Source organism: Vibrio sp. 10N.247.310.23 (assembly GCF_041467155.1).
Taxonomy (GTDB): Bacteria; Pseudomonadota; Gammaproteobacteria; order Enterobacterales; family Vibrionaceae; genus Vibrio; species Vibrio crassostreae_C.
The window spans coordinates 147705-162345 of record NZ_JBFSTZ010000011.1; the positions used below are offsets into that span (position 1 = coordinate 147705).

Below are 14641 nucleotides of genomic sequence, written 5' to 3' on the forward strand. Positions count from 1 at the left end.
CTTGACCACTTTGAAGTTTGGCTCAACGGTGTATATCCCAAATGCACTTGTTTATGGTCAATAACCGACAAGCCATGAATAAAATAGGTGTGAGTTTTCCGGACTGGAACGAATCTACAGTTGGCCAAACCATTGCCTTTGTTGCTGAAGATAAAGAGATGATGGTTGGACTCGCTTTTCAGCCCTATTTCTCTGTGATGGTAAATGAAGGTTTATTTGAGATCTCCAGTGTTTGTGAGGTGCCTGACATTGCGGTTGAGGTGAGGTTTACCCGTAATCAAACGATTGGGAAAAGTTTTCTGGGCTCCAAGAAACGTCGAATCAAACGTAGCATGGCGAGAGCCGATTTCTCTGGTGATGGACAATCATTACCAGCCACTAATGAAGAGCGAATCATCGATAGTTTTCATCGAATCCCAATCTCCAGCGGTTCATCAGGGGAAAGTTATATTTTGTTTGTACAAAAGGAGTTTGTTAGAGAGCGCGTTGCAGCAAACTTTAATAGCTATGGTTTAGCCACCAATCAAGAAAGAAAAGGCACGGTACCTGACCTACGTTTTTGACCCTTTTATGAAAGCTCTTTTTCGGAGAAGTAAAAACAAGGAGTTACAGACGTAAGAAGAAAAAGGGTATCTTGGTGAATTGTGACTTTAAGCATGCAGAATCAGATTGTTAGAGACTATATTCTACAGTGTCCTGCCGAATAGGCAGCTAAGAAAAATCTGATAACCTAGAATGCCGTTATTGCCTTGTGTCCTGCCGAATAGGCAGCTAAGAAAAAAGCCATGCTTTTATCTTTGACCATAGATTGGTGTCCTGCCGAATAGGCAGCTAAGAATAGGCCAGGAAGAAAGCAACCTTCCTGCTGAACAAGCAGTTAAGAATAAAAACCATCAAGTTTAAGCTTGGTGGCTTTTGTTTGTTTACAATCGGTTTTATTCGTCCCACTTTCTAACATGGAAATGCCCCAAAGTTTGTTTCAGCGCATTCGTCCTAACGGCAGTCTAGCTGATTTTGCTATACTCCAACTAATCTAAATATCCTGTTAGGTTGTGTGCGATGAGCAAAAAAAAGTTGACCGAAAAAGAGCTGTTGAAAGGGATGACTCCTTATAATGCGCACAGTGATTTGCTTGCCAAGAGTGGAACAAAGCCTGATTGGCTATCCTTCGCCGATGAGGTAGAGCGGGTTACAGATGATTTCATGGCTGATCGAAATGAGGTTTTAGATAACCCTAGTTCAGATTTTCTGAACCCTGATATTTTTCTTTCAAACCTCAAGTTAGCGCTTGATAGCCTTCCAGATGGTGATATTGAACTTTGTAACTTGGGCAATGAAATTGGTCGAGTCATTGCTAATTTGAACTCACCAAATAAGACGCTTTTACGTGAAGTAATTTATGGTGTTGAACATGGTTTTGACATGATTAGCAAAGAAAGAGGAACTTCGAATGAGTAAGCTTGATGAATGGGTCGACAACAATATGACATTAACCAGTATCATCATAATGGTTGTGGGTTCAGCACTCGGATACATCCTTGTCTAGTATCAATTACTAAGGCTTCGAGGAAAAACTCAGTTGTTGCAAATTCTGCAACAACTCCAATCTTCTAATTTTGCAACAGCCTGTTGCACAATTGCGATACAACCTGTTTCGTGAATTATTTCTGCCCTATTGCGTGTTTCGAACAAGGTTCTACATTACGGCTAGTAGCCCATTTTGCTATAAACTATTTATGTCATTTTTTAATCGAGAAACGACTTATGAACAAGAAAAGGTTGTCAGAAAAAGAACTACTTGATGGTATCACACTCGATACTGCCCATGCAGATGAGCTTGCAACGGTATCATGGGATGAACTAGGGCTAGAATTCTCAGAAAGCGAATATAAAGCCGTTATGAAGAGAATTGAATCCCTGTTTGATGTGGCTGAACCAGGCACACCCGAAGGTGACGAACTTGAAAAGTTGGTGACTTGGGTTGAAGCGTATGAAGAAGAGCACTTCCCATTTTAAGTTAGCTAGCCCACAACTGAGCAACATTTAGCCCAAAACGTTTCAGAAAACATAATTTCAGCAACAGAGCTAGCTAATGTGCAAAGCATGTACATTACTTATTAATCAACTGTAGAGGTGTTTCCTCGGTCGTTGAACTATTGCAATTTTTTCTCGAGTAGAGAAACAACTCATACCTGCACTTTTTCGAGTTAGACGCTCATTTCGCAGTGTGCGAATCGCAACCTGCGAAATGAACTTATCTTTCCCCTAAATCTTACGTGTCAAATCTAAAGGGAGCTAGCTTAGCTAAAGCACAGACACGACCATAACCACAAAAAGTAGCTCTATTATGCGCTACCTGCGGTCAATAGTGTCAGATATTGAGCCCCTTCAGTTCGGAATGCTTTTTCTAAAAAAAATGGTAATTTTTGCAACCAAAATTAATCATTATAAAACATACAGTTAACCTACTTTTTGATGTCGGATTTCACGGTGAAATTGACAGGTAGACCAGAAGGTTTGAAAGCTTTATTTAGCGGCTTTCCGACAGCAAACGTTATTCTCACTTTGCTATTTTACGTGATAACTCTAGGAAGGTTTTGCCCCAATACGAGTTACGAGCACATCTGAAGCTGCAATACTTACCTCTCAAATTCGTTGAGTAAACTTATAACCAACACCATAAACAGAGCGAATTGGTGATTCGCCCGTAGAGACTTGGCCTACTTTTTTACGAATATTCTTGATGTGAGTGTCGATGTTGCGATCCGATACATCAGCCGTGTCTGAATAAGCCCGATTTAAGATATCGTCACGGCTGAACACTCGACCTGTGTTCTCAAGAAACAGTTTTAGGATCTTGAACTCTTGTGGCGTCAGGTCAATTAAAGCTCCTTCAAAGCGAACTTCAAACTCATCAGGCTTCATTTCAAAACCAGAGTCGATGATCATGGATGCTTGCTGATTTGCCGAATTTATCGGTGTCACTCGGCGCAGCACCGTTTTGATGCGGGCGATGACTTCGCGTGGACTGAATGGTTTACAGATATAATCATCGGCGCCAAACTCAAGCCCCAGCAGTCGGTCAATCTCTTCGCTTTTTGCCGTAATCATAATAATTGGCAGTTGAGAAAATGCCCGAACCTGTTTACAAATATCCATGCCATCGGTATCTGGCAGCATTAAATCAAGCAGCATCATATCAACATGGTGAGTTCTGATATGGTTGATGACGTTTGAACCACTCGCGAGATGTGTTGCTTCAAAGCCACTGTTTTGGCAATACGCCACCAGAACTTCTGCGATATGAGCTTCATCCTCGACAATCAAAACTTGAGGTTTCGTCATAGGTTTACTTCCTTAAACAGTGGTAATCGGATGGTCACTTTTAGGCCGCCAAGTGGGGAATTACTAGCAATAACAATGCCTTGATGCGCTTCGGTAATTTGTTTACACAGAGCCAAGCCTAGCCCTGAACCGCCATGTTCGCGGTTTCGAGAGGACTCGACTCTGAAGAAACGATCAAACAATTTGTTGTGCATCTCAACAGGTACGCTTGGCGCCGAGTCTTGTAAGACTAATGTGAGGTCTTGATCTTCAATCTGAGCAATTAGGTTCACTTGCCCTTTAGCATGCGTATATCGGTAGCTGTTTTCCAATAAATTAGTAAATAGCTGCTTCAGGCGGTCACTATCGCCAAGTATCTGACAACGTTCATTGTTTAGCAGGGGGGTTAACGTCGAACAGTTAACAGAAAGTGGCTTTTGATCGAGTTTTGCTTCAAATCCGCTCAACACTTCCAGTAACAATTGTACTGGCTGCACCACCTCTTTTTTATAGGAGAGTCCACCGACATCGGTGATAGAGAGTTGGTACAGGTCGTTAACGATGCGGCTTAATGAATCCACCTGATCCACCATTAGTTGAATGCGCTTTTCATCGGCTTGGAAAACCCCATCTTGAATGGCCATCAGTTGTCCACGCATCACGGTTAATGGTGTCTTAAGCTCGTGCGAAACATCCGACATCCATACCGATCGGTTATTTTGGTTTTGCTCTAAGGTTTGCGCCAGAATATTCACGTTTTCCGCCAGATGAGCAATTTCATCTTTGCTCTGTTTCTCAACGCGAACTTGATAATCGCCTCGAATCATTCGATAGGTACCAGATATAAGGCGACTGATGGGTGAGACAAGATGTCGCGAGAAAACCCATGCAGTAACAAATGACAGAATAACCACAGCAAGTGCGATGGTGTAGTAATTTCTGGTTTGTTTGGCCAGAAACTCATTCTCTGCACTGTAGCTATTAATTTGAGCGGGTATGAATGAGAGGTAGCCCACTAAGTTACCATTATGCAGAATGCGCTGGTTGCGCGCATCGGAGTGAAACTCTTTACGCCCGATCACCACCTCTTTATTGGCATCAAAAAGACTCACTCGTCTCGGTACGTGAAGTAAGCGACCCAAGCTATATTCGCTCTCCGCCTCTTGTGTTGATTGGTCTGCTTTTCGATGAAAGTTAGCAATACTTTTCCACAATGCGTCATCTTGTTTTAACGACTCCCAGCTCTTTTCTTGGTCGTAAAAAAGAGTCAATTGCTCTTGTAGCGCGGCAACATGCTTTAATTCCTCAGCTTCCACGTAATCATTGAAACCCGTAGATAAGTTATGCGTGACCAGCAGCAACATTAATCCCACCGATGTAAAGCTAGTCACACAGAAAGTGAAGAAGAATTTGTAGAGTAGTTTCAATGTTCTGTCCTAGTAAAGGTTCGCCACACACACCATAAGGAATGGGGCGTTTTTGGTTTAATCTCGCGCTAGTGCTTCTACTGGATCGAGTTTGGCGGCATTGCTCGCGGGTAGAAATCCAAAGACAACGCCAATTAAAGTCGAGCAACTGAATGCTGCGATGATAGAACTTGTTGAATAAATCATTCGAATGTCACTACCCATATACCCTAATGCAAAGCCAACAAAGTAAGCCAAGCCTATTCCCATCAAGCCACCTAAAACACAGACTAACACAGCTTCAATCAGAAATTGGCGCAGGATGTCGGTTTGTCTGGCTCCGACGGCCATACGAATGCCTATCTCCCTCGTGCGCTCGGTAACGGACACCAACATAATATTCATTACCCCAATTCCGCCAACAACCAGCGAGATAAAGGCGATGGCTGAGATGAGCATGGTCATGGTTGATGAGGTTTTCTCAATGTTTTGGCGAATAGCGTCTGTATTGACTGTAAAGAAATCCTCGGCACCATGACGCGCTTTGATGAGCGTGATAATCGCCTGTTCAGCCGCTGAACTTGATACCTCGTCATTGAGTCTTACCGTAATGTCGTTAACATAGCTTTGGTTCAGTAATCGGCCCGATACTGTCGAGTAGGGGAGCCAAACATTCAACGTATCGCTGCTGGTAAGGCTATCATCTTGCTCTGCGGTGACACCGATGACGCGCACAGGCAATTGACCAAGAAAGATGACCTTACCAATCGGGTCCTCCCCCTGAAATACATCGGTTACGACATTGGCGTCAATGATCGCCACTTGCTCGAGCGAATCGATACTCTCTTGACTGAAAAACTGCCCTTTATCGAGCTCAAGCCCCTTAACTCGAAAGTAGTCTAAACCCACTCCCTCAACGCTTCCTGTATGCACTTCACTGGCATAACGAATGGCACCATTCGCTCGTACTGTTGGTGTCACGCTATCAACAAATGCAAAGTTTTCGAGCACTTTGGCATCATCCGCAGTAAGCGTTCGGATACGACCCGAGTGTTTATCACCCCTGCCAGTTCCGGGTTTTATCTCTATCGTGTTGGTGCCCATGTTTGCCATGTTCTCAAGGATGGTTTGCTGGGAGCCAGTACCCATTGCCACAACCGATACCACCGAGGCGATACCGATGATGATCCCTAACATGGTCAGAAAGGTTCGTAGACGGTTGTTAGACATCGCAAGCAACGCCATCTTAAACGCCTCTAGATAGCGAAAAATGCTGAGTTGTTTGTTGTGATCTTGGATCGCGTTGTTCTCTTTAGCGACAACGTTTGATTTAGGTTTATCGTGGTTTTGCTGGTCTTGGATGATTTGACCATCTTTGATCTCAATGACTCGATCAGCAAACGCGGCAACCTTAGGGTCGTGAGTAACAAGAATGATGGTATGTCCGTCAGCGTGAAGCTCCTGAATAAGTTGCATCATCTCTTTGCCGCTGTGACTATCGAGCGCACCTGTCGGTTCGTCAGCAAGGATCACATCGCCACCATTGACCAGTGCTCGGGCGACACTCACACGCTGCTGCTGACCACCACTTAATTGATTGGGCTTATGATCAAGGCGCTCCTCTAAACCCAATCGAGTGAGTAGCTGCTCGGCTTTCTCACGGCGTTGCTCTTTGGTTGTATTCGCATACAAAGCAGGGATCTCTGCATTCTCAAGCGCCGTTAAGTCACTCAGTAGATGATAGCGCTGGAAAATAAAGCCGAAGTTTTCTCGTCTTAGTTGTGCAAGCTGATCAGCATCCATATTTGAGACATCCTGACCATCAATCAGATATTGGCCTTGGGATGGTTTATCAAGACAACCAAGAATGTTCATCAATGTAGATTTTCCTGAGCCAGAAGCGCCGATAATCGCCACCATCTCGCCTCGATTTATCGCTAGGTCAATGTTGTTCAGCACAGTGAGTGCTTGATCGCCAGATTGGAACGCTCGGCTCACGCCTTTGATTTCTAGTAGTGGATTATTCATCGCTTACATCCTCATTGGGCCTTGGCCGCGTATGGGCATATCGCTAGACGCGGTTGACGAGGCTTGACCAACCACCACCTCATCTCCCTCTTGAAGGCCAGATGTTATTTCTGCATATATATTATTGTTAAGCCCAACTTCGACCTGTCTTAGCTCCACTTTTCCACCCTGAATAACAGGAACTTGAAAGCCATCTTTGCCAGAGTTTTGTAGTATTTGCGCTGGGATCATCAAAGCATCATCCGCACTATCAAGAACAATCGACACCTGAGCTGTCATGCCAATGCGTAAGAGTCTGTCTGGGTTTTGCACCTCGAAGCGTGCGTTGTAGTAGATCGCATCGCTGTCGCCAATTTCTAGATTGCTATCATCACCGTTCATTAAGGTCGGGCCCGGTTCAATTGAGCGTAATACGCCACTAAAGCGTGTATCTGACTCGCCAAGAATCGAAAAGTAAGCCTGTTGCTCCTCACTGACATGGATAACATCCGCCTCAGAAATTTGAGCACGGACCACCATGGTATCGAGATCGGCAATCTCAACAATGGATGGGGTAGATTGATTGGTGTTGACCGTTTGTCCTTCCTCTACTGAAACGTACACCACAGTGCCACTCATTGGGGCATCAATCGTGGTGTAGCTCAGATTTAGACGAGCAGTATCGACGTTGATTTCGGCTTTCTGTTTTTCTGCAACTAGCTGATCTAATTCAGCTTCGTAGATAGCAAGCTCTGCTTCAGCACTGTCGTAATCCGCTTGTGATGACGCCTTGTTACTTAGCATCGACTTATAGCGCTCAAAGGTGGAGGTTGATTTCTTGATCATGGCTTGCTTAGCACGAATTTGCGCCTCGATAGAGTCGAGAGAAGCAAGCGCTTCTTTTAGCTCATTTTGTTGAGTGAGGCTGTCTATCTGTCCGATCAACTCTCCTTGCTGGACTTCTTGACCTAACTCGACAGCAATTTGTTCAATTTCTCCGGAGACTTGAGCACCGACGTTAACCAATTTATTTGGGTAAAGCACACCATTGCTCAGCACGACATCCTTGATGTTGCCTCTACGCACCATGTCAGTGGTGTACACCATTTCTTGTTGAGCGTTCTGAGCTTGGTAGTAGTATGCGCCGCTACCTATAGAGCCAATCATCAAGCATGTAATAATCGCTTTGGTTAGTTTTTTCATCATATCCCCTGAAAGGTTAAGTCGGCTGAATGAACGTTGCCTTGATTGATGATGAAATAATAACTAACAAAGATAGGGGAAAAATGAAGTGCGGTAATTTTTAAATAACTGAATAGTAAAGGTTAATTTGAATTGTGAAGAGATAATGAAGATTATGGTGTGTGCTATGAGACTATAATAAGTATTCGCTATTGATAACCGAAAGATTAGATGCAGATATCTGCCATTGAATGGAATGGAGCTTTTATTCTAAACCATTTTTGTCCAAAAGTTTGTTACACACATGTCGATTATGTCTGTCGATTATGTCTGCTAGAGGATTAATTGGAGCGTAGTAAATTTACTACGTTGAATCTTAGTCGTTGTTCAAATTTGCAGACTTTCGATGCAATGTTATGCGAACTTATACTGCAAATAGTATTGTAAGTCTTTGATGGTTGGTTCGAGTTATGCTGACTTATCCTGCAAGCATCACTTTAAAAAAGCCGCTCTTCATGAGCGGCTTTTTGCTATCTGCAATTTATGTAACGTTCCCACCCATCTCGTTTGTACTTGGACTTTATTCGATAGATTCAAAGCTTTTATATAGACACTAATTAATAGGCTTGATATTTAAAATAAATATAAATTAATGGTCTATTGATATTCTTAAGATTATATCTCGCGAAATTCTTCAAAGTTTTAGTTAGTAGATTGTCAATTTTCTTAGATCGCGCGAATAAAACCAATATACGACTGAAGGTGCTCTTTAATGGCTATGGTGCATAGTGTACCCTTTACTGAGAGAGAGTTTGATAAAAGTTAAATATGAACATCTATATCTTTAATAAGACTGTAGCGTGTTTACTATACTTCTATGCGGGCAACTCGTAGATTTATGTTTAAGTCACATAAATTGGAGAGAAATTGGCTAATATCAAATGAATACAGTTAACGATATGTCTCGAGGTGTCTTTTTTGTTTATGAATACAAAACAAGCTCTGAAAATTGCAGAAGACGGCTACGCACCATTATTTAAAGCCACAGACTTTTTACTAATAAATCTGTCTTTAGCAGTTATTGTCAATACGGTATTTGTTGATGAAACCGCAATCGATGTGGCAGCGGCGTTTTTTGTCGCGACATTCTTTTTGTTATTCGGCGAGTATTATCATTTATATCGTGTTCATGTACGTCGGCGCCTCGATTCTTCAATTGTTCGAATTGTTGCGACAGCCTTCTTTACTTTGATCGCAATGGAGATCGTAAAATATAACGTAGAAGACTTAGTCGGAAGTCAAATAAGTCACTTTAACAATGGCTTGTATTATATCTGGTTTGCTAGCGCTATGTTATCAACCATTCTAATTCGAGTTATTGCTTTTACGATCTATCGTTCGTGTTTTAAAAAGTACAAAAAGGTAAAGAGAATAGCGATTATCGGGCTATCACCAGCAGCAATTGCTTTGGAGAAGCAATTGCTGATTTATTATAGGAGCCAGGACATAGAGATTGAACTGTATGACGACCGTAAGGAAGAACGGTTTGGATATATGATTAAATCTCGTTATGTTGGCACTGTAGATATTTTGATAGAACAAGCGCAACACAACCAGATTGATGAGGTTTACATTGCGTTACCTATGATTGCAAAAGAGCGAATCACTCGTTGTCTGACACTTTTATCTGATACTACCGTCGATACTTTTATGGTTCCCGATCTGTATAGCTATAACCTATCAGCATCCCAATTCAAGTCTGTTGGTAATGTACAAACGTTAAGTATCTTTGGTACTCCATTTGATGGGATAGGTGGAGTGATCAAGCGTATCGAAGATATTGTCTTAGCTAGCCTCATTTTGTTGCTTATTACGCCTGTTCTTTGTGCTGTGGCAATCGGAGTCAAACTCAGTTCTAAAGGTCCCATCTTGTTTAAACAAGATCGTTATGGTCTGGGTGGAAAAAAGATCAAGGTATGGAAATTTCGCTCTATGAATGTGATGGAGAACGGGGACGATTTTAAACAAGCAACGCATTCAGACCCAAGAGTGACAAAGTTTGGTGCGTTTATTCGCCGAACATCTTTAGATGAGCTTCCTCAATTCTTTAATGTCTTACAAGGTTCAATGTCTATCGTAGGGCCAAGACCTCATGCAGTTGCTCACAATGAGCAATATCGAAAGATTGTCTCTAACTATATGATTAGACACAAAATCAAGCCAGGTATAACAGGTTGGGCACAAATTAATGGCTATCGTGGAGAGACAGAAACCGTCGATAAAATGAGTAAACGGGTTCAGTATGACATCGTTTACTTACAGAGCTGGTCGCTTTGGTTGGACATTAAAATAGTGTTTCTAACGGTATTTAAAGGGTTTGTTAGTGAAAAGGCGTACTAGCCTACTAAGTATCAGCGCTGTAGTTTTATTTGGTTTTGTTAGCCAAGTTTGTCATGCAGAGCTTACTCCCAAGTCGCATATCTCAGTAGCGGGTATCGATGTCCAGTCAGAAGTTGGCGCTGAGTATGGTCAGGATTCAAATGTGACATACCAAGTTAACCCTATGAACGAGATTGCATCAGCTTACACCAAATTAACACCGTACTTGCGTGCAGTAGGCGAGCGTGGAGAGGACCGCTATGTGTTGGTGTATTCTGGTGATTATTCACGCTACGACAGTGCAAGCGATGATGATTACACCGACCATTTTTTAATGTTTCGATCTTCGTTGAGGTTCGGGCTTAAGCACGGTCTTGATTGGTTTATCCAGCAAGATTGGGGGCATGAAGAACGGGGGACAGAGCTAACGGAAGGTTTCAATCCTACTCAGTTTACGTCTTTTGGAGTGAATACACCGTTACAAAACCGGTTCTTAAATAGTGAGATACGATATAGCTATGGTGCGCCTGAGGGGCGGGGGAAATTAGACCTTGCGTGGCAGGTTAAAGATATAGCGTTTGATGAGTTGGACGAAGTTCAAAGCGCATCCAGTGACTTCTACCATTATATAAAGGAGCAGGAATGGAACGAAAATACTATAACTGCTGAATTGTTCGACCAGTATTCATCGCGGACTCGTTTTCGATACAGTCTAATTAGTAACCTACGAAGCTATGAAGCGAATTCGGCTAAGGATTCGAGTGAACATTATGCGCTTATCGGTTTGAAGTCCCAAAGAACGGGAAAGCTGTTAATAGAGACTGATTTAGCTTGGTTGTACAAGCGTTTTCCGAATAACAGAGAGGCACAATCGTTCAGTGGTTTAAATTGGGACGCCAATATTAACTGGCAACCACTCAAGCATTCGAAGTGGTCTTTATATGGTTGGCGTAGAGTCAAAGACCCAACGGAAGAAGGTGGTTATATTCTTAACACTAAGGTCGGTCTATCGTGGGAACATCATTGGTGGGTCGAGAGGTTAAGTACTACGGTTGATTATGGAAGAGAAGTCGATGACTATCGGGTAGAACAGAATGATAGAAAGGATGATCTAGACGTTGCGTCAGTCACGTTAGGATATGATTTTCGGCCTTCTATTAGGCTTGAGTTGAACTATCAGTTCGCCCGCAAACGTTCGAGCGAGGATGAAGTCGTGTTTTTCATCGGAGATAACTCCCAATCCTCGGTGAGTCGTAAACTTGGCTATGACAAAAACACAATTGGATTGGCACTAAAGGTACAGATCTAGAGATGAAAAAAATAAAGCTACTGTTATTAGGTTACTGTGTGTTGATGGGCTGTATTAGTTTTGCTGCAGCCGCAAACACGATAGCACCTGAAAAAGAAGTGAAAAATACTACTTCCATGACTCTTGAAAATAGCCATCATCCGGCTAACAGTGAGACTCGAGAGTACCTTTTGGGGCCAGGGGACCAGATACGAATCTGGGTGTATGGGGAGAAAGAAATGTCGATGTCTTTAAAGATAGGCAAGCGTGGTGATATTAATTTTCCTTATATAGGTCGAGTACAGCTCTCAGGACAAACGACAGACTCGATAGAGCATGATATTGAAACTCGTTTGAAAGCTGGGTTTATTCGCTCGCCAATGGTGACCGTTACTATGGAAGGGTTCCGTAAATTTTACCTTCTTGGGGAAGTTGAAAACCCTAATGGCTACGAATATGAGCCCCAACTTACTGTAGAACAAGCGATTGCTATGGCCGGTGGCTTCACTGATCGGGCTGATAGAGGTGATATTAACATTCGCCCTTCAGGGAAAAAAGAAATGATAAAAAAAGTCGAGATGACACACTCTGTCTATCCCGGCGATGTTGTTATTGTTGAGAAGAGCTTTTTCTAAGGTGATAAAAGTAATGGTAGAACGTGGTAAACCTTTAGAAAGTAACGTTAACTTTGCACCGTTTTTGGCTGCTCTGAAAATTCATGGGCTTAAGCTATTGCTGGTTACAGTAGTTGTAACGGGGTTAAGCCTGCCAGTGATTTGGTCGATGACGGCTAAGTATGTCTCGACTGCGACAGTATTGATTAAAGCGCAATCGGACAATGTCTCTCCGGTTGATCCGATCGAAGATTATGACTCTGCTCGCTCACAGTACTATGAAACGCAATTTAACCTAATGCAATCTAGAGTCGTGTTGGTTAAAGCTGTTGAAGCGTTAGAACTGCAACAAAATGAAGAGTTTAATGGTTCAACGTTAACTGGCAATGGCGATTGGACACTGCCTCGAGAGCTACGCATTAACCATGCGGTTAAAGAGTTGAAGCGACACCTAACATTTACTTCAGTCCGCTTAACTCAATTAGTTTATGTGTCTTATGAATCTACGAACGCACAACAAGCTTCAACAATCGCAAATGCAGTGGCACAAGCTTTTATTGATTATACGGTGGAGCAAAAAATTGCTAAAACCCAGCAAGCTAAACGATGGAATACGCAACAGCTAGGTGTACTCAAACAACAAATTAGTCAGCAAAAGAAAGAAATAGACGCATTTTTGCAAAGCGAGGGGTTACTGACCTTCCGAGGTGTTGATGGTTTTGAAACAGAAGAACTTGGGATTATTACCAATAAATTGGCGGATGCAAAAGAGAGGCGCTTAGCTGCTCAAGCTAATTATGAATTGGTGAGCCAATATATGAAAGGTGATACAGGGACTCTCACCTCGTTGCCTGACTTCTCCTCCCACCCTCAGCTACAAGATCTTAGAATTGCACTTATACAAGCAAAACGGAAATTATCAGATCTTAATCGACGATATGGACCTAAACACCTTAAAGTTCTTGAGGCCAATGCTGAAATTGAGGTGATTCACAAGCAAACTGTACGCCTGCTTGATGAGCTAAAATTAGGGCTTCAGCAAAAATATCAAGCAGAACTTATCAAAGAAAATCATTATAAAGCGCTCTTAGCTCTGCATAAAAAAGACTTCTTTGCACTTGCAGATAAGCGTGATCATTATGATGGCTTGATGGCAGATCTTACTCAAAAGCAATCGCTGTATGAGCAGCTTTATCTGCGTACTACTGAGCATACTCTTAATACGACGTATAGAGAGCAAGATGCACGAATTTATGATCCCGCGGTGGCTAGTGAGCGTCCAGCGAAACCCAACAAGCCATTGTTAGTCGTGATGATAAGTATTATGACAATGCTAGTTAGTGCTTTGGTTGTCATTATTCGAGCAGCCACAAAGCAAACAATAACAACTCTTGCACAGCTGGAAGCAAAGCTTGGATTAATTCCACTAACTGACATGCCTTCATTTACAAGTGAACCGATGTCGACATGGATGTTAGGTAAGCAAATTCGTTCCAACCAATATGCCAACGAGATCGGAAATGGCGCTTATACCGCATTATCTTTAGCTCGCCCAAGTAGTCAGTGTGTCGGTGTCGTATCGTCATACCGACAAGAAGGTGCAACGACGACGGCGTTATTATTAGCTGCTGCGGTCAGTGAAGTGAAACCAACTTTACTGCTTGATTTGGATTATCGTGGAGAAGGCGAATTTACAAGAGATATTGTTGCGGACAGTCACTGCAGTTCCCCTAAGTTTAACGTACAGGAAGAAATTGCTGGGTTTAGTCATTTGGTGTTTAGCCAATTGAGTTCGGTACAAATAGGTGATGAAAACAAGTCTTCATCATTACAAGAAGCACTACAACTCGATATTGAGCAAGTCATTATGCCAATATCACAGGGATTGTCTTATATCGCCCCTGGTACCCTGGCTGAATCACCATTAACTTTTTTTGCTCGCCCAGAATGTGAATCTGCATTGTTGGCACTTTGTCAGCGTTTTGAATCTGTCATCATAAAGCTTCCAGCTCTGAATGATAGTAAGGATGCACAGCTCCTATTGCGCTTTTTGGATAGCTTGATTGTCGTGGTCAAATCTGATCAACATACGGCGAATGAAATAAAGCATCAACTAAATAAGTTGTCGCCGTTGTTGGACCAGCGAGCTTTTGGAGTACTCAATCAAGTGAGTGATGACCGAGTTGTGGGTGAAGAGTCTCTGCGTTTTATTGCTCAAGGTAGTATGGATTTACTCAATATCGAGGGCTCTTAGTGAGCTTGCTTAAAAGCATTTCCACTATTGCGACATCATCGATATTGTCTCAGTTAATTGGGGCTGGTTCGATATGGTTGATTTCGCATTGGTACGGGATGTCGGAAGTCGGCTCATACGCGTTAACGTACAGTATTGCCTTAATCGGAGCACAAGTTTGTACGTTTGCATCACAGCTGCTATTGAC

General features: G+C 42.6%; 11 protein-coding genes and 1 pseudogene. 8 read left to right on the forward strand and 4 right to left on the reverse strand.

Annotated elements, in window-relative coordinates:
- The first annotated feature begins 41 nt into the window (after positions 1-41).
- The 3 genes from cas6f to AB6D93_RS10865 all read left to right on the forward strand — a co-directional run bounded on the left by cas6f (position 42) and on the right by AB6D93_RS10865 (position 2016).
- Complete coding sequence (gene cas6f, locus AB6D93_RS10855) at positions 42-563, forward strand: type I-F CRISPR-associated endoribonuclease Cas6/Csy4 (protein WP_240799479.1); 522 nt, start codon at positions 42-44, stop codon at positions 561-563.
- Positions 564-1059: 496 nt separating this feature from the next.
- Positions 1060-1458 carry a hypothetical protein gene (locus AB6D93_RS10860; protein ID WP_102333413.1) on the forward strand — a complete coding sequence of 133 codons (399 nt, stop codon included), beginning with the start codon at positions 1060-1062 and terminating at the stop codon, positions 1456-1458.
- A 306-nt stretch (positions 1459-1764) separates the two neighbouring features.
- Positions 1765-2016, forward strand: coding sequence for a hypothetical protein (locus tag AB6D93_RS10865; protein WP_102333412.1), 252 nt, complete (start codon positions 1765-1767; stop codon positions 2014-2016).
- Positions 2017-2646: 630 nt separating this feature from the next.
- Here the strand turns inward: AB6D93_RS10865 and AB6D93_RS10870 are convergent.
- From AB6D93_RS10870 to AB6D93_RS10885, 4 genes are read right to left on the reverse strand one after another with little or no spacing between them, the layout of a single operon-like run.
- On the reverse strand, positions 2647-3345 hold the full coding sequence (locus AB6D93_RS10870) for a response regulator (protein WP_102333411.1): 699 nt from the start codon (positions 3343-3345) through the stop codon (positions 2647-2649).
- On the reverse strand, positions 3342-4751 hold the full coding sequence (locus AB6D93_RS10875) for an ATP-binding protein (protein ID WP_136975169.1): 1410 nt from the start codon (positions 4749-4751) through the stop codon (positions 3342-3344). The genes AB6D93_RS10870 and AB6D93_RS10875 overlap by 4 nt, the downstream gene beginning before the upstream one ends.
- Before the next feature lie 57 nt (positions 4752-4808).
- Positions 4809-6758 carry a MacB family efflux pump subunit gene (locus AB6D93_RS10880; protein WP_102333010.1) on the reverse strand — a complete coding sequence of 650 codons (1950 nt, stop codon included), beginning with the start codon at positions 6756-6758 and terminating at the stop codon, positions 4809-4811.
- Positions 6759-6761: 3 nt separating this feature from the next.
- Positions 6762-7943, reverse strand: coding sequence for an efflux RND transporter periplasmic adaptor subunit (locus AB6D93_RS10885; RefSeq protein WP_170967426.1), 1182 nt, complete (start codon positions 7941-7943; stop codon positions 6762-6764).
- Between the two features lie 960 nt (positions 7944-8903).
- On the opposite strand from AB6D93_RS10885, the gene AB6D93_RS10890 reads away from it, so the two are divergent.
- The 5 genes and pseudogenes from AB6D93_RS10890 to AB6D93_RS10910 all read left to right on the forward strand — a co-directional run.
- Positions 8904-10319 carry an undecaprenyl-phosphate glucose phosphotransferase gene (locus AB6D93_RS10890; protein ID WP_102333009.1) on the forward strand — a complete coding sequence of 472 codons (1416 nt, stop codon included), beginning with the start codon at positions 8904-8906 and terminating at the stop codon, positions 10317-10319.
- Positions 10303-11607, forward strand: a complete 1305-nt coding sequence (locus tag AB6D93_RS10895) for an outer membrane beta-barrel protein (protein WP_102333008.1) — start codon at positions 10303-10305, stop codon at positions 11605-11607. The genes AB6D93_RS10890 and AB6D93_RS10895 overlap by 17 nt, the downstream gene beginning before the upstream one ends.
- A gap of 11 nt (positions 11608-11618) precedes the next feature.
- Positions 11619-12221: a polysaccharide biosynthesis/export family protein gene (locus tag AB6D93_RS10900; protein WP_372050168.1), complete on the forward strand. Its 603-nt coding sequence runs from the start codon at positions 11619-11621 to the stop codon at positions 12219-12221.
- Between the two features lie 13 nt (positions 12222-12234).
- Positions 12235-14454 carry an exopolysaccharide transport family protein gene (locus AB6D93_RS10905; RefSeq protein ID WP_102333007.1) on the forward strand — a complete coding sequence of 740 codons (2220 nt, stop codon included), beginning with the start codon at positions 12235-12237 and terminating at the stop codon, positions 14452-14454.
- A pseudogene (locus tag AB6D93_RS10910) lies at positions 14454-14641 on the forward strand (capsular biosynthesis protein); the annotation flags it as partial. The gene AB6D93_RS10905 and the pseudogene AB6D93_RS10910, both read left to right, overlap by 1 nt.